The 16,062-nt window shown below is 40.6% G+C and carries 15 protein-coding genes; all 15 read right to left on the bottom strand.

Annotated features, from left to right (window positions below; all coding sequences use genetic code 11):
* Window positions 1-129 precede the first annotated feature (129 nt).
* Window positions 130-1,071, bottom strand: coding sequence for a heme o synthase (cyoE, locus tag ACGLYD_RS07505; RefSeq protein ID WP_304627127.1), 942 nt, complete (start codon window positions 1,069-1,071; stop codon window positions 130-132).
* Window positions 1,072-1,277: 206 nt separating this feature from the next.
* On the bottom strand, window positions 1,278-2,282 hold the full coding sequence (locus tag ACGLYD_RS07500) for an aliphatic sulfonate ABC transporter substrate-binding protein (protein ID WP_338652443.1): 1,005 nt from the start codon (window positions 2,280-2,282) through the stop codon (window positions 1,278-1,280).
* A 330-nt stretch (window positions 2,283-2,612) separates the two neighbouring features.
* A complete protein-coding gene (locus tag ACGLYD_RS07495) occupies window positions 2,613-3,617 on the bottom strand; it encodes an ABC transporter substrate-binding protein (RefSeq protein WP_338652444.1) in 1,005 nt (334 codons plus the stop codon).
* Window positions 3,618-3,817: 200 nt separating this feature from the next.
* Window positions 3,818-4,570 carry an ABC transporter permease gene (locus ACGLYD_RS07490; protein WP_067208970.1) on the bottom strand — a complete coding sequence of 251 codons (753 nt, stop codon included), beginning with the start codon at window positions 4,568-4,570 and terminating at the stop codon, window positions 3,818-3,820.
* Window positions 4,503-5,345: an ABC transporter ATP-binding protein gene (locus ACGLYD_RS07485; RefSeq protein ID WP_399632188.1), complete on the bottom strand. Its 843-nt coding sequence runs from the start codon at window positions 5,343-5,345 to the stop codon at window positions 4,503-4,505. The genes ACGLYD_RS07490 and ACGLYD_RS07485 overlap by 68 nt, the downstream gene beginning before the upstream one ends.
* Before the next feature lie 164 nt (window positions 5,346-5,509).
* The gene (gene cysK, locus ACGLYD_RS07480) at window positions 5,510-6,439 is read right to left on the bottom strand and encodes a cysteine synthase A (protein ID WP_399632186.1); all 930 of its coding nucleotides are present in this window, start codon (window positions 6,437-6,439) and stop codon (window positions 5,510-5,512) included.
* A 23-nt stretch (window positions 6,440-6,462) separates the two neighbouring features.
* Window positions 6,463-7,086 carry a bifunctional precorrin-2 dehydrogenase/sirohydrochlorin ferrochelatase gene (locus ACGLYD_RS07475; protein ID WP_187047705.1) on the bottom strand — a complete coding sequence of 208 codons (624 nt, stop codon included), beginning with the start codon at window positions 7,084-7,086 and terminating at the stop codon, window positions 6,463-6,465.
* Window positions 7,087-7,567: 481 nt separating this feature from the next.
* Window positions 7,568-9,292 (bottom strand): assimilatory sulfite reductase (NADPH) hemoprotein subunit, encoded by a 1,725-nt coding sequence (gene cysI / locus ACGLYD_RS07470; RefSeq protein WP_354312963.1) that lies wholly within the window; start codon window positions 9,290-9,292, stop codon window positions 7,568-7,570.
* Between the two features lie 25 nt (window positions 9,293-9,317).
* Window positions 9,318-11,144 carry an assimilatory sulfite reductase (NADPH) flavoprotein subunit gene (locus ACGLYD_RS07465; protein WP_399632183.1) on the bottom strand — a complete coding sequence of 609 codons (1,827 nt, stop codon included), beginning with the start codon at window positions 11,142-11,144 and terminating at the stop codon, window positions 9,318-9,320.
* 144 nt (window positions 11,145-11,288) lie between these two features.
* On the bottom strand, window positions 11,289-11,435 hold the full coding sequence (locus tag ACGLYD_RS07460; protein ID WP_082786557.1) for a YezD family protein: 147 nt from the start codon (window positions 11,433-11,435) through the stop codon (window positions 11,289-11,291).
* 35 nt (window positions 11,436-11,470) lie between these two features.
* Window positions 11,471-12,226: a sirohydrochlorin chelatase gene (locus ACGLYD_RS07455; protein WP_399632181.1), complete on the bottom strand. Its 756-nt coding sequence runs from the start codon at window positions 12,224-12,226 to the stop codon at window positions 11,471-11,473.
* Window positions 12,227-12,325: 99 nt separating this feature from the next.
* On the bottom strand, window positions 12,326-13,108 hold the full coding sequence (gene cobA, locus ACGLYD_RS07450; protein ID WP_067208943.1) for a uroporphyrinogen-III C-methyltransferase: 783 nt from the start codon (window positions 13,106-13,108) through the stop codon (window positions 12,326-12,328).
* 44 nt (window positions 13,109-13,152) lie between these two features.
* A complete protein-coding gene (sat, locus tag ACGLYD_RS07445) occupies window positions 13,153-14,301 on the bottom strand; it encodes a sulfate adenylyltransferase (RefSeq protein WP_067208941.1) in 1,149 nt (382 codons plus the stop codon).
* Window positions 14,302-15,030, bottom strand: coding sequence for a phosphoadenylyl-sulfate reductase (locus ACGLYD_RS07440; protein WP_067208939.1), 729 nt, complete (start codon window positions 15,028-15,030; stop codon window positions 14,302-14,304).
* Between the two features lie 260 nt (window positions 15,031-15,290).
* The gene (gene cysC, locus ACGLYD_RS07435) at window positions 15,291-15,890 is read right to left on the bottom strand and encodes an adenylyl-sulfate kinase (protein ID WP_399632176.1); all 600 of its coding nucleotides are present in this window, start codon (window positions 15,888-15,890) and stop codon (window positions 15,291-15,293) included.
* Window positions 15,891-16,062: the final 172 nt, after the last annotated feature.

Raw genomic sequence — 16,062 nt, 5'->3', positions numbered from 1 at the left:
TCCTGTCATTTAAAAATCCTCTCATGTCATTATAGACACGAGAGGATTTTCATTTTTGCATACTTGTGTTATTTGTCACCTTGACACTTACGTGGTTTGACCATTCTAAGATAGCTTGAAATTTCTTGTTTAATTAAATACTGGCAATGTAACAAGAATCATTAGTGTAAACAGGATAGCTACATAATTCACCGAACACATGAACATCAGATGTGCCCACTTCATATCGTTTTTCGTGAAAAATCCGGCGATAGTCGCAATTAACCACCCAATGTTCATCAACGAGGCAATAATAACAAATACTGTACCAAGTGATCCTAAAAAGAATGGTAATGGCAGTAAGCATGCGACATAGATAACCATTTGCCGCTTTGTAAAATTAAACCCGTGAACGACTGGAAGCATCGCCACTTTTGCCAAACTGTATTCTTCCACTTTCTTCATGGCAATAGCAAACGTATGCGGCATTTGCCAAATGAATAGGATAAGCGTCAGTACGATTGGCACGATATGATAACCAGGTGCAATTGCAGCCCATCCAATTAAAGGTGTCACCGCACCTGATACACTGCCAATGACTGTATTTAGCGTATATCTACGTTTTGACCACATTGTGTACAAAATAACATACGTAAACCATCCAATAAATGCGTAGACAGCCGCTTCAATTGTTGTAAAAGCTAGAAGTACTAAACCTACTACAGATAATATGATTCCTAATCTAAAGACAAACTTAAGTGTAAAGTTTCCAGTAACTGTCGGACGGTTTTTGGTCCGCTCCATCACTGTATCAATATCGACGTCGTACCAGTTATTCAAGATAAGTGCCCCAGCCATAACAAGTGTACTGCCTGAAATCGTCAACAAAAATACATCCCAGTTTGCTAAAAAAGTTCCATTCGTAAAATAGAGTGCTAACCAAAATCCAGTAAGGACAGGTAGCACATTAGAGATTAAGACTATCGCCTTAAATAAAGATTTAAGATCTGCGAATAGCGTTGAAAGATTTTGTTCTTTCGATACAGTTTTTTCATTAACCTTCTCCCAAGAAGGATCCATTACTTTAGTCATCAATTCGTCTCTCCTCAAAAAAGCCAGGTGCTTTTCCAATTTGGTGGATTCCCAATTCGTTCAGTGGCTGGCATACTTAACTCCATTTTACTCTTAGTTTTCAAGTAAGACAAAGGAAAGCTTTGTGACATTTTCAAAACTACGAGAAAAAAGAATTGGAAACATCAATATGATGTTTCCAATTCACTATAATTAGTTACGTTTTATTATTTTCCTTCTATAGACTTCAACTGATCCAATTGAATTAAACCTTCAATATCGCTACTAGGGATATATCCTGCTTCCTTACTGATATCAGCCATTTCCTGAATTACTTCGTCATTGACAGAAGTAGTTACTTTTAGGCGCTTAAATGCGACTTCGAGTTCAGCTTTGTTAATCTCTTTTCCCGTTAGTTCTTTGATGTGTTTAATGACAAGATTTTGACTTTCTTCAGGATTTTGTTCAATAAACTCAACTGCTTTTACATGGGCTGTTAAGTAGGCTTTCATCAACTTGTCATCCTCCAAAAAATTCTTGCTTGCGGCGACAACAGTATTTGGTGATTCTTTCCCCCACGCGAATGATTCCCAGTCCAATAAAAGCTTACCATTTGCCTGTGTTTCCAAAATATAGCCCCAGGGTTCTGGTATTGCAGCTGCATCTAGAGACTTTTGAATAAAGAGCGTTGCTGTATCAGCTGGTGCTGCCGCAAACATTTCGACTGTTCCTCCATTTGCTGTCGGCTTCAGACCCACATCTTTTAGTGCTTTACGCAACATGATATCTTGAGTACCCCCAATTCCAGGTATCGCAACTCTCTTCCTATCCAAATCAGCAAGCTCATTAACGTTACTATCTTCACTAGCAATAAGGACTGCACCACCATTTACAGCGCCTGAAATTATATGATAGTTAGGGTCTCTTACGTAAAAGTTCAGTACAGGACCTGGTCCTACTGTTCCCACATCAATGGATTTAGTAGCCATCGCTTCCATGAACAGTCCGCCGTTACTGACGGTCTTTGTGTTGATTGTAATATCTTCCCCAAACGCTTCAGTGAAATAACCTTCCTCCAGCGCAACGATTGTAGCCATGTGCGTTAAGTTCGGGAAATATCCAATGTTCACGACTTTACTGCCTGGTGCTCCTTGTTCTGCTTTAGCGCATGCAGCACAAATACTCAATATAACTAAGGAAATAAGCGCAAGTACGAAAAATTTACGTTTCATCCTTTTCTCTCCCCATCTGTTTCTATAAATAACCTCTTAACTTATTCCCCATTTATTCTGCACACTGCTCTCCAGTCGAAAAAAACTAGATTATCTACGTTTGTATCGATGCCGCCAATAATGATCATTACCTATTACATGTGTTGATTAACCTAAGCTAACCAGTAAATGATTGCTTACTTTTGTGATAAAACACTAGATACCCTATGTACAGGTGCTTTCGGATCAGTTTGGACTAAACGACTACTGCACCATTAACGAACGCAGTAGGATTATAAACATCATTATGATGTTTATAATCCTACTAAATCAGTAACGCTTTACATTTTATTATTTTGCTTCTATTGACTTCAACTGTTTCAATTGAATTAAACCGTCAATATCATTACTAGTAACATACCCTGCCTCTTTACTAATATCAGCCATCTCCTGAATAACTTCTTCATTGACAGACGTGGTTACTTTCAGGCGCTTAAATGCGGCTGCGAGCTCAGTTTTATCAATCTCTTTTCCTGTTAATTCTTTGATGTGCTTTATAACTAGATCTTGACTTTCTTCAGGATTTTGCTCAATAAACTCTACTGCTTTTACATGTGCTGTTAAATAGGCCTTCACTAATGTTTCATTTCCCAAAAATTTCTTACTTGCTGCAACCACGGTATTTGTCGATTCTTTCCCCCAAGCGAATGATTCCCAATCTAACAACAATTGACCGTTCGCCTGCGTTTCCAAAATGTAGCCCCATGGTTCCTGGGTTGCTGCAGCATCCACAGACTTTTGAATAAAGAGCGTTGCTGTATCAGCTGGTGCTGCAGCAAACATTTCGACTGTGCCACCATTTGACGTCGGCTTCAGACCCACATCTTTTAGTGCTTTACGTAACATTACATCTTGGGTACTTCCTATTACAGGAATCGCAACTTTCTTCCCGTCTAAATCAGCAAGTTCTTTAATATTACTATGTTCACTCGCGACGAGGACGGCTCCCCCGTTTACAGCGCCTGAAATAATATGATAGTTGGGATCTTTTACGTAGAAGTTCAGTAATGGACCGGGTCCTACTGTTCCTACATCAATGGATTTAGTCACCATCGCCTCCATAAACAAGCCGCCGTTACTGACGGTTTTTGTGTTGATTTTAATATCTTCTCCAAATGCTTCAGTGAAATAATCTTTTTCTAGCGCCACAATTGTAGCGATATGCGTTAAATTAGGGAAATAACCAATGTTCACTTCTTTACTGTCTTGTGCTCCTTTTTCTGTCTTTCCACAGCCAGATACAATTGCCAATACAGCTAAAGAAATAAGCCCAAGTAAGAACAAATTACGTTTCATTCCGTTCTCTCCCCTTTTTTATCTATTATCAATTCTTCAACGCCCAGACACTTGGTCTGCACGATTCGGGTCATCAGTGGGGAGGGATTGAACTTCCCCCTCCTTGTTGTGCCATGAATATCACGTATTTAGACTACCATCCTTCAAAGTCATTCCTGCTTATGCCTGTCACGTCGTAGCATGCTGTTTCCGCTTTTCCCTTAACTAATTCCCCATTTTTTCTGCACACTGCGCTCCAATCGTAAAAAGACAAGATTATCCATGATTGTACCGATAACACCAATGATGATCATTACCGAGATAACCAAATCCATTTGTCCGAGTGATCTTCCCATTTCCAAGAGATACCCAAGCCCTCCTCCACCACCAAGAAGTTCCCCTGCCATTAACGCGCGCCAGGAAAATGCCCAGGCGATTCGTAATCCAGATATGAGCTGCGGGACAGATGCTGGCATAATAACTGTTCGCAAAAAGTGAAAACCGCTAGAACCTAATGTTTTAGCTACTTGTTGATAAAGCCTTGGCACATTTTTAAAACCACTTGTCGCATTGATTGTCATTGTCCAAGTCGCTCCGATTGTTACAATAAAAAGAATAGAGAAATCGTTCAAACCGAACCAAATGATTGCAAGTGGGAACCAAACAATACTCGGAATCGATTGCAATGCCGTGACAAGAAATCCAAGTGTGTCTTCCACTAACTCAGAACGCCATATGAGGTAACCTAAAAAAAGACCAAGGATTGTCGCAATTGTAAATCCTATTAATAGACGACTCATGCTAGTAAGGATTGCAGTCATTATTTGACCACTCAAAATACCTGTGTAAAGTGTATGCAATACTTGGCTGAGACTCGGAAACATGAAATCGGGTAAGCTTGATAATCTAGATGTGACTTCCCATATCGCCGCTAGAATCCCGATGAAGAGGGTTCGTCTTAAAAATGTAGTCATCCCCCATTTCCTCCTTTAACACTTTCTCAATTTCACCTTGCAGTGATGCCAATATCTGTTTTTCCAAATGAAAGGTTACATCATTTGGCATAACGCCGTCTTTCATTGTTTTTGAAGAATAAATCTCTTTTATTCTTCCAGGACGTGTTTCAAATACAACAATCTTTTCGGATAAAAGGACAGCTTCCCGAATGTTATGCGTAACGAAAAAGATTGTCACCTTCGTTTTTTGCCAAATTTCCAGAAGTTCATTATGTAACACCATTCTGGTCTGCTCATCCAATGCCGCAAATGGCTCATCCATTAGTAAAATTGCGGGCTCCATAACAAGTGCGCGTGCGATAGCAACACGTTGTTTCATACCTCCGGACAGCTGATGTGGATAGGCGTCGATAAAATTACTTAGATGGACCATTTTCAACATTTCTCTCGCTTTGTCCTCTGCCTCTTTTTTTGGCAGACCCTTTAAACGTAAGCCATACGTGACATTATCAAGAACCGTTAACCATGGAAATAATCCATCCTGTTGGAATACAACGACACGATCTGGTCCGGGATCCGTCACTACTTTTCCAGCAATCCGAATTTCCCCTTGATCAGCCTTTTCAAGACCAGCAATCAGATAGAGCAATGTCGACTTCCCGCAACCGGAAGGACCAACAATTGAAACAAACTGCCCTTTTTCCACGTCTAACGAGATATTATCCAGCACTTTGACATGACCATTTTCTTTGTGGGGAAAGCTTTTCACAATGCCGTCTATTGTTAAATACATTCAAATACCCCTTCCCTAAAATTCCCTACAAGTAAATCTATATAGGTTGAAATAAAGAATTCCTTTTAAGGCCACTTTGTTTAGTTTATATAGGTTTTCATATGTTCAACTAATTTAGTAGCTCTATTTATTATTCACGCACTCCGTAAATTGAAGATTTGGTTTTAAAATCCGAACAAATCGCTCGATAAATAGCGTTCACCGGAATCAGGTGCAATACAGACGACCGTATCATTCGGAGTCAATCGCCTTGCAACGGTCAAAGCCGCATATACGGCAGCGCCTCCCGAAGGGCCAATAAGAATCCCTTCATTCGCGGCTAAAGACCGGACTGTCTCGTAAGCTTCATCGTCTTGTATCATAAATATTTCATCATAGACGTTCGTATTCAAAACGGAAGGAATAAAACCTGGACTTGTTCCAACAAGCTTATGCTTACCAGGCTCTCCGCCCGATAAGACAGGTGATCCGGCGGGCTCAACAACATGAACCGTTATTCTAGCATCAAGTTCTTTAAGTGCTTCTCCGGTACCTGTCACTGTCCCTCCCGTTCCTGATGTACAAACAAAAGCATTAAGCTTTCTTCCAATGGACTTCATCGCTTCACTAATTTCAACAGCCGTTGTTGTCCGATGAATATCCGGATTTGCAGAGTTTTCAAATTGCATGGGGATAAAACTGTTTTCAATTTGTGCAGCTAATTCATTTGCTTTGGCGATTGCACCTGGCATTCTTTCCTCACTTGGAGTTAGAACGACCTCCGCACCATATGCTTTCATTAAATTAATGCGTTCAATCGTTGCATTATCCGGCATGACGAAAATCGCTCCATAACCTCTTGCCGCGGCATTCATTGCCAATCCTATTCCTGTATTGCCTGATGTCGGTTCAATAATCGTTGCCGCCGCAACCAATTCCCCACTTTTTTCTGCTTCGACAATCATATTGTAAGCAGCTCGGTCTTTTACGCTCCCGCTTGGATTAAAATATTCAAGTTTCACATAGACAGCTGCTCCTTCTGAATCTGGCAGTCTATTCAATCTCACAAGCGGAGTATTTCCAATCAATTCAGCTATATTGTTTACGACGCGCATATCTGTCATCCTCCCAGTTACATTTAGGACATGTTTTGATATCCACTTATTAATTCTAGAAAGGCATTTTGCATGTTGTTAGATTGCCTGTACGTGTCATTCGTGATTGCTTTAAGTAATTTCGTTTTTATTGTTTGATCAAAGATAGAATGCTTAACTTTTTCTCTCGACAGCGTTAGAAATTCAAGATAATCGCCATAAGTATCGTCGTAAATTACGGCAAGTTCATCACGAATGCTTTTGGAAAGTGTCGGACTTCCGCCGCCCGTTGCAACACTTATCGTTAGGTCACCCCTTGTCAGCTTTGCAGGGACATGAAAGGTGCTTAACTCCGGATTATCAACGATATTGACCAGTTGATGCTTGCCAGCAGACGATGCAACGAATGTGTTCACGATTTCACTATTTGTGGCTGCAATAACAATCAATGCGGAATCAAGATCAACCGGTTCAAACAATTTATTTTTCCAGGAAATCTTGTTCTCAATAAAGAGTTGTTCTATTTTCGAATGAATCACCGGACTAATCACAGTTATATAAGCACCTGCCTGTAGCAAGCCGGTAATTTTTCTGTAGGCAATCAGACCACCACCAACTACTACTACAGCTTTGCCTTCGATGTTCAACATAATCGGGTAGGATTTCATTGTTTTATCCACCTGCCGCTGTAAAGTTATTCTGGAAAAGACCGTAAAATCAGCGGTCCTACTTAGCTTTTTTATATTATTAGAAAGTATAAGTTTTTCACTTGGAGCATTGTCTAGACTCCAGCGCCTAGACCCTCGAGTCGCTTCAGTCCTTAAGTTAAAGGCAAAGTACGCCTTTATCTTTAGGCCCTCTAGCGCTTTTCGGGTCTACCTAGGCGCTTGCGCTTTTCTTATTGTCTAGACTCCAGCGCCTAGACCCTCGAGTCGCTTCAGTCCTTAAGTTAAAGGCAAAGTACGCCTTTATCTTTAGGCCCTCCAGTGCTTTTCGGGTCTACCTAGGCGCTTGCGCTTTTCTTATTGTCTAGACTCCAGCGCCTAGACCCTCGAGTCGCTTCAGTCCTTAAGTTAAAGGCAAAGTACGCCTTTATCTTTAGGCCCTCCAGCGCTTTTCGGGTCTACCTAGGCGCTTGCGCTTTTCTTATTAATCGTGAAAGTCCAATCCAGATTGGACTGCTTTCACATGTCCTGCACGGATAACAAAATCTCCAAAATGCTCGCCTTCTTGTCTTTCCTTCGCGTATTGGAAAAATAGTGGTCTAAGTAGTGCTAGAATCTCTTCTTCTCCAATGTTTTCCCGGTATAATTTGTTTAGTCGATCTCCAACAAAGCCAGCCCCTAGATACATATTATATTTTCCAGGAGATTTACCGATAAAGGCTATTTCCCCTAAAGAAGGACGAGAACAACCGTTTGGACACCCTGAAATACGTATGATAATCTCTTTTTCACGCAATCCCGCTTCATCCAAAATCAGTTCCATCTTATCCAACAGGGTAGGCAGATAACGTTCAGCTTCAGCCATCGCTAGTCCGCAAGTTGGAAAAGCAACACAAGCCATTGAACTTCGACGTAATGCAGAATGATGCTGTCCATCAGTCAATCCATGCTGTTCAATCAGTTCGACGATCTTTTTCTTATTTTGACTCGAAACATTGCTGATAATCAGGTTTTGGTTTGGGCTAAGGCGGAAATCTCCTGTGTGAATCTTGGCAATTTCGCGCAAGCCAGTCATCAGTGGATAATCATCCAAGTCTTGGATTCGACCATTTTGGATAAAGAGCGTGAAATGCCAAGTGCCATCGCTTCCTTCTATCCAGCCATAACGATCTCCATTATGTTCAAAATGATAATCACGCGCGGTTTCTAGTTCCCAGCCTAATCGCTCATTGAGTTCTTTTACGACCCATTCAAGTCCACGTGTATCAATTGTGTATTTAAAACGTGCATACTTTCGAACAGAACGATTCCCGTAATCACGTTGAATCGTAATGATTTTTTCGGCTACTTCGATAATCTGATCTGTTGTACAAAATCCAATCACCCGTGCTAACTGAGGATAGGTGTCTGTATCTCCATGTGTCATCCCCATGCCGCCTCCGACTGCAATGTTGAATCCTACTAATTTACCTTCTTCTAAAATGGCAATTAGACCAAGATCCTGCGAAAAGACGTCAACATCATTATTAGGAGGAACTGCTACACCAATTTTAAATTTCCGTGGTAAATAGAGCGCACCATATAATGGTTCGATTTCTTCCTCTGTTTCTTGACTGTCGATTACTTTTTCACCATCAAGCCAAATTTCATGATACGCATTGGTCCGTGGCGAAAGATAATCACTTAGTTTCTGAGCCCAACCATAGACCTCGGCATGAATATCCGATTGATAAGGGTTTGGGTTACACATGACATTCCGGTTCACATCCCCACAAGCCGCTAGTGTATCCATCAATGCCGCATTAATTTCCTGAATATTTTCCTTCATATTCCACTTTAAAATCCCATGCATTTGAAATGCTTGTCGGGTAGTCAATTTCAACGTTCCATTACCAAATTTATTGGCAACACCGTCCATTGCTAGCCATTGCGCCGAGGTTGCAACGCCGCCCGGAGCGCGAACACGGACCATGAACTGGTATGCCGGCTCTAATTTTTGACGTTGTCGCTCATTGCGTAAATCCCGATCATCTTGCAGATAACTCCCATGGTGTTTCATCAATCGATTATCGTCGTCAGGTATCCCCGAACTAATCGGATATTCAAGCGTCTCCACAAGCGTTCCTCGTAAATAGTTACTCTCACTCTTAATCCGCTCAACATCACTAGGTGGACCGGGTTGTGGCGGAAGAATTATTTTTTTAGTCATGTAACTAGCTCCTCTCTCACTTGTTTCAATAGACATCACGTTGATAACGTTTCTGCTGTTGCATGTCAGCTAAATAATCAGATGCTTCCTTGGTACTCATGGCACCTTCTTTTTCAATGATTTTTTCCAAAGTAGTATGGACGTCAGCAGCCATATGCTTTTCATCACCGCAGACGTAGAGTACAGCACCCTCTTCTAGCCACTTAAAAATAGCTTGGCTGTTCTCAATCATTCGGTGTTGGACATAGACTTTATCTTTCGTATCACGGGAAAATGCAACATCCATTCTCGTCAATACACCCTCTTTGAGCCATTGTTGCCATTCAACCTGATACAGAAAGTCTGTAACGAAGTGTTGATCACCAAAGAACAACCATGTTTTCCCTTCGGCGCCAATCTCCTCGCGTTCTTCCAAGAATGATCTGAACGGAGCTATTCCAGTACCAGGTCCAATCATAATCAAAGGCGTGTTAGGATCTTCTGGTAATTTAAAGTTCGAGTTACGCTGAACATATACCGGTAAATGATCTCCTGGTTGCGCACGTACAGCACATTCATCTGAACAGACACCAACCCGATCGCGACCATGTGCCTCATAACGAACAGTTCCAATCGTGAGATGAACTTCATCTGGATTTGCTTTTGAACTACTGGCAATTGAATATAAGCGCGCGGGTATTTTACGTAATATTGCGACAAAATTACTTAGAGTGACTTCCCATGGCGCAAAATCCCGTACTAGATCCAATAGATCACGACCATAGAGATAATCCCTGCATTCTTGGTCCTTTGCTGATTCCAAGAGTTCCTTTAATTCATTGTTAGCGGTAAATTGCACTGCTTTTTGTAGTAATGGTTTCGTCAATACAGTGATTTCAAAATTAGAAATCAACGCCTCGCGCAAGGGCTTAAGCTCCCCCTGGTTATTGACCTTCACTGCTTCGCTAGCATTCCAGCCCATCTCTGCAATCAAGGTATCTACTAATTCTGTATCATTTTCTGGAAAAATGCCTAAACTGTCTCCTGGTTCAAACTCAAGGTTCGATCCTTCAAGTGATAACTCAAGATGACGTGTTTCTTTGTTTGACCCACGGCCATTTAAATTCAAATTCTCTAGGATTTCAGCTTTAAATGGATTTGTTCTAGAATACTCCAACTGTTCCGTAACACCCTTGTTGACTGGTTGTTGGACCGTTGTAGAACTGCATCCTTGTTGCTCATTTAATGTGGCTAAAACATTCGTAAACCATTCCGCAGCAGATTCATCATAATCCAAGTCGCAATCCACACGTGGACTAAGCTGTTTTGCACCTAACTTCAGTAATCGTTCATCAAATTGCTTACCTGTCTGACAGAAAAACTCATAAGAACTATCTCCCAAAGACAGGATCGAATAGTGCAGATTATCCAATTGTGGCGCTCTTTTACCATGAAGAAATTCATAGAACGGCAATGCATTATCTGGTGGATCACCTTCACCATGTGTACTTACAATAAGTAGTAAGTTCTCAATTTTCTTAAGCGAATTCGGTTTGAATTCATTCATAGAAGCAAGCGTTACTTGAAACTCTTCTGCTTTTAAATTCTTCGTCAGTTTTTCAGCTAAAGCCTGCCCGTTACCAGTCTGAGATCCATAGAGAATTGTCACTTCTTTTGAGATGACTTCTATTTTTTTTGACGGAGCTTCCAGAACAGCCACGCTGCCTGAAGCGTTTGATTGCGTAGCTAATTGACTCGCACTCAGATAGCCTCCCAACCAGATTTGTTGTGTCTCCGTCAGTATTGGTAAAAGTTGATTTAGGAGTTCTACCTGCTCCTGATTAAAAGGACTGTTTATCACTTGAAGCGCCAAAATTTCCCACCCCGCAAAATTAGTATTTTACATATATATGCTGAGCACGCGAATACTTATATAAACTAAGCTGAGGTATCCTCAAGCGTCATATCGAATTCAAAAGAATTCTTTATTTCAACATACACAGCTATAAAAAGAGCATTATTTTAATCTAATTTTCTCATTTCTCTCTATTTGAACCACAACATTGTCTTGAATAACCAATGTGATAGAGCCATAATTCATCGTGCTCAGCATCTTTTTAACATTTTCAATAGTAAGTTCAAGATTTTGTTCCCGTTTCTCCATAGTCCCTTTCATCCTCTCAGACAAAATATCTTCATTTAAATAAGCTGACTGATTTGCTCTTTTTCAAGTAACTCATTCACCCGTTCTACAAGTACATCCTGGACATATTTGTGATAACCAAGATTTTCACAAAGAATAAGCTGCTGGTCATTAGGAGACTGTGTCACAATCTTTTTCTCAATGCCATTCATTAAAATACCTGTAAATAATAAGTACGGAATAATGAAAACTTGCTTTTGAGGTGCTTCCTGTAGTTGCAGTAATGCTTCATCGAAATGAGGATCTGCTCCGTAAAGAAAACAAACAGTTACTTTATTAAAGGCGTACTTGTCAGCAAGAAGCTGTGCAATTTCGTTTAAATCATGCTTAACTGTGGGATCACTACTCCCCCTGCCTACGATTAACACTTGAGCATCTTCTGCAATCGCTACTTTTTGTTCAACAACTCGGTCATATAAACTATCAACAATCTTCGGATGAATGCCAAATGCTTTTCCGTATGTAAATTCGATATCGGGATACATGATTTTTCCCACTTCGATTTCAAATGGAATATCTTCATTTGCATGCGCTGCGGTTAATAAAAGTATAGGTACAATGGCAATTTTAGTAGCTCCGCGTTCCACGCATTTCGTAATCCCTTCATCCACGCTTGGTGCCGCTAGTTCTAAAAAACAAATCTCTTGAATCGGAACATCGATCATTGCTTGACTGCTCTTAATAAACTGAATGGCTTCTTCGACACCTGCTTTAATTCGGCTACCGTGGCCCACATATAAAACTGCCTGCATGCTAATCCCTCCTCGTATCAAGTACGCCTCGGCGTACTAAGGTAACCTTTCTTTATTATTAAGCGGGGATTCTCACCCCTGCTGAAAGAAGTTAAACTGCTAGTATGCAGATACTTCTTTAATACTATTTTGGTTCAACTCTGTTTGTTCAAACCATTGAATCTTCTCTCGCAATTTCACAACTTCGCCGACAATGATCATACTTGGGTTTTTAATTTCAGAATCTCTCGCAATCTCTACAATGGTCGATAGTGTACCTGTAATCGTATACTGCGCTTCTGTCGTCCCCCAATGAACAAGTGCAACTGGCGTGTTTTCAGGTCGGCCATGCTTAGTCAGTTGCTCACAAATATAAGGTAAGTTTCCGACACCCATATAAATCGCTAATGTATCAATACCAACTGCAAGACTTTCCCAATGAATGGAATCGCTTTTTCCAGCACGCATATGGCCAGTTACAATCGCAAAACTAGAACTTAAATCACGATGCGTGACTGGGATTCCCGCATAAGCAGGAGCCGCAATTCCAGCAGTAATTCCTGGAACCACCTCAAAAGGGATTCCGTTGTCTGCAAGAACTTCTGCCTCTTCAGCACCTCTGCCAAAAACGAATGGATCTCCACCTTTTAAGCGTGTGACGATTTTTCCCTGCTTCGCATATTTCACTAAAAAGTGGTTAATCGTCTCCTGAATCATTGCATGGTAATTTGGGAGTTTTCCGCAATAAATTAAGTCCGCTCCCGGTTTTGCATAGGAGAGCAGCTCTTTATTAATTAAACGATCATACAAGATGACATCCGCTTGTTGAATACATTTCATCCCTTTAACGGTGATTAAATCAACATCTCCAGGTCCAGCTCCAACTATAAATACTTTTCCCATTCTCATCTCTCCTCTCACCGCTCAGTTCTACAATAAAATCATCGTTATGAATGAATCTCTTCTTTTTGCATTCCTGCAATTAATACTTCGATCACTTCCGGTCGGCTAAATGTCGATGGCAGTTGTTCTCCCTTACGAAGCATTTCTCTCACTTTTGTTCCCGACAAGATCACATGGTGACTGGCATCATGCGGACATGTTTTTGGTGTTGCCATGTTACCGCACTTATTGCAGTAAAAGCTATGTTCGAAAAATAATAACGTAATCCCAAGTTCTCCAAGCGTAAAGTTGCTAAAGATTTTCTGAGCATCATACGTACCGTAATAATTACCAACACCCGCATGATCACGACCGACGATAAAGTGTGTACAACCAAAATTCTTTCGAACCATCGCATGAAAAACGGCTTCTCTTGGTCCGGCATAGCGCATTGCCGCTGTAAACACACCTAAAAACACATGCTCTTTCGCATAATATTTTTCTAGTAAGACTTCATAGCTTTCCAGGCGCACATCTGCTGGAATATCATCTGATTTCGTTTCACCTACAAGGGGATTCAAAAATAATCCATCTACAATTTCCAATGCAGTCTTTTGAATATATTCATGTGCCCTATGAACTGGGTTTCTCGTTTGGAAACCGACGACTGTTTCCCAGCCTAGCTCTTGGAATTTCCCTCTTGTTTCAATCGGGTCATATAGGTACTCCGAAAACTCATTCAGCGGCCTTCGCTGAATCAGTGTGATGGTTCCACCCAGGTAGACATTAGGGCGCTCAAACAACTTCTTGACGCCTGGGTGCTCACGGTCTGTCGTTTGATAGACTAGTTTAGCTTCTTTTTCCTTATCTGGTGTGAAAATATCCGATACTTCGAGAACACCATAGACAACTCCATCTCTCACCAATTTCACAAATTTCCCAACAGCGATACCTTGTGCGTTCACCTCTGTCGTTGGCAATGTAATCGGAATTGTCCAAGGTACTCCAGTAGATAATCTCATTGTTGTAACAACAGAATTGTAGTCTACTTCTGTAAGAAATCCACTTAAAGGGCTATAAGCACCCGTACCAATCAAATCCAAGTCACTACTAGCAATTTCGTCTAATTCAACTGTTTCAGTTATTCCTTCGTATTGAAAACCAGGATTCCAGCGATTAATTAATGTACCACCATGCGGTTGACTCAAACTCATTTAAATTCCCCCATTTTCGTTAGCATTATGCAAGCCACACTCTGTCTTCGCCTGATTTGCCCAGCGCCCTGACCTCGACCCCGTCGTTGTATCCCCTTTGAATGTGCAGTGTGAACAACCGATACTGGGATAGCCTTGGTCATGGAGTGGATTATAAGGCAAATTATGTTTTTTTACATAATCCCAAATATCAATCCACGTCCAATGAATCAGCGGGCAAATTTTAACCGATTGAAAGGTTTCATCTTTGTTCACAAAGTTTGTCTGACTTCTTGATGGTGATTGTTCACGCCTAAGTCCTGATAACCAAGCGGTCGTACCGCTCATTGCTTCACGGAGTGGAATTACTTTCCTCATATGACAACAACGATCCGGCTGTCTTTCCCATAGTCGATCGCCATACTTGTCAGCTTGTTCCTCAACCGTTAAGCCGGGAGTCTTCATTTCAATTACAAGCTTTGGATAACGTTTCTTTACTTCATCGATTAAGGTATGCGTTTCTTGAAAATGAAATCCGGTTTCGAGAAAGACCACTTTAGCAGTTGGTTTTATTTGCGAGATTAAATCTATCATTACTATACCTTCAACCCCAAAACTACACGCATATACAAGTTCATCGTCGTATTCTCCGTAAGCCCATCGCAAGACGTTTAACGCACCTTTTGACTCGTCATCGATTGGAAAAACTTCACTAGTCTCAGCCCAAGATTTGTACGTCAACTTCGCCATACTAATCCCCCCTCTAAACTCAATAACTCTATTACATTATCTTTTTTTAAAAAAGGCGACTTTAATCTACTATTGATTAAAGTCGCCTCTAATTTTTTAGTCAGCGAATTGTTCGTATGTTCACGATTGTCCATTAGCTTCTTGATTTCCAGTCGGCATGTGATTAGCGTTTATACTAACTTTATTAATCCTATGTGTCAAGTAGGTTTAAATACATTCTATTCCTAAAACCCCAATATGTTACGCATTTAGTAATTTTTTTAGATATAGTTATTTTCTTTTAAATAAGAAACGATGGCTTTGACAGACTCTACAATATTTAATTGATTGGTATCAATGATTATTTCCGGGTTAACAGGTTCTTCATAAGGAGCATCAATTCCTGTAAAACCTTTAATTTCACCCAATCTTGCTTTCTTATAAAGCCCCTTCGGATCCCGTTCTTCACAAGTTTCTAAACTTGCCTTAACGTATATTTCGATAAACTCATCGGATTTGACAATTTCTCGCACCTGATCTCGATCTTCCTGATAAGGCGATATGAATGCTGTCAATGTGAATAAGCCAGCGTCGACCATTAGTTTTGAAACTTCACCGATTCTGCGAATATTTTCCGTCCGATCATTTGGACTAAACCCTAGATTCTTATTTAAACCGTGCCGGACATTATCTCCATCCAGTCGATAAGTATGAATGCCTTTCGCGTGTAACTTTGTTTCTAGCGCTACTGAAACTGTTGATTTCCCTGACCCTGATAGCCCAGTGAACCAAAGAATAGCACTCTTATGGCCCTTTAGTTCTTGACGTTTTTTTTTTGTTACCTCTGATTCATGCCAAACGATATTTGTAGACTCTGTCATTGTTTGCCCCCCTAAATCATTTGTTTCAGTTTAATTTTTATATACAAAAAAGACACCTTTTTCCGATTCAAATAATCGATTAGAAAGTTGCCTTTAGTTGTCTAATTAGCATGTATGAAATTGTTAAAATGATAAATGACTTACAACCTTTACAGTAAAGAAATAAAAAAAC

It is taken from the genome of Sporosarcina sp. SG10008 (assembly GCF_044569405.1).
GTDB lineage: Bacteria > Bacillota > Bacilli > Bacillales_A > Planococcaceae > Sporosarcina > Sporosarcina psychrophila.
The sequence above is the reverse complement of the archived record's forward strand: the minus strand, read 5'-3'. Positions and strand labels throughout refer to the sequence as shown.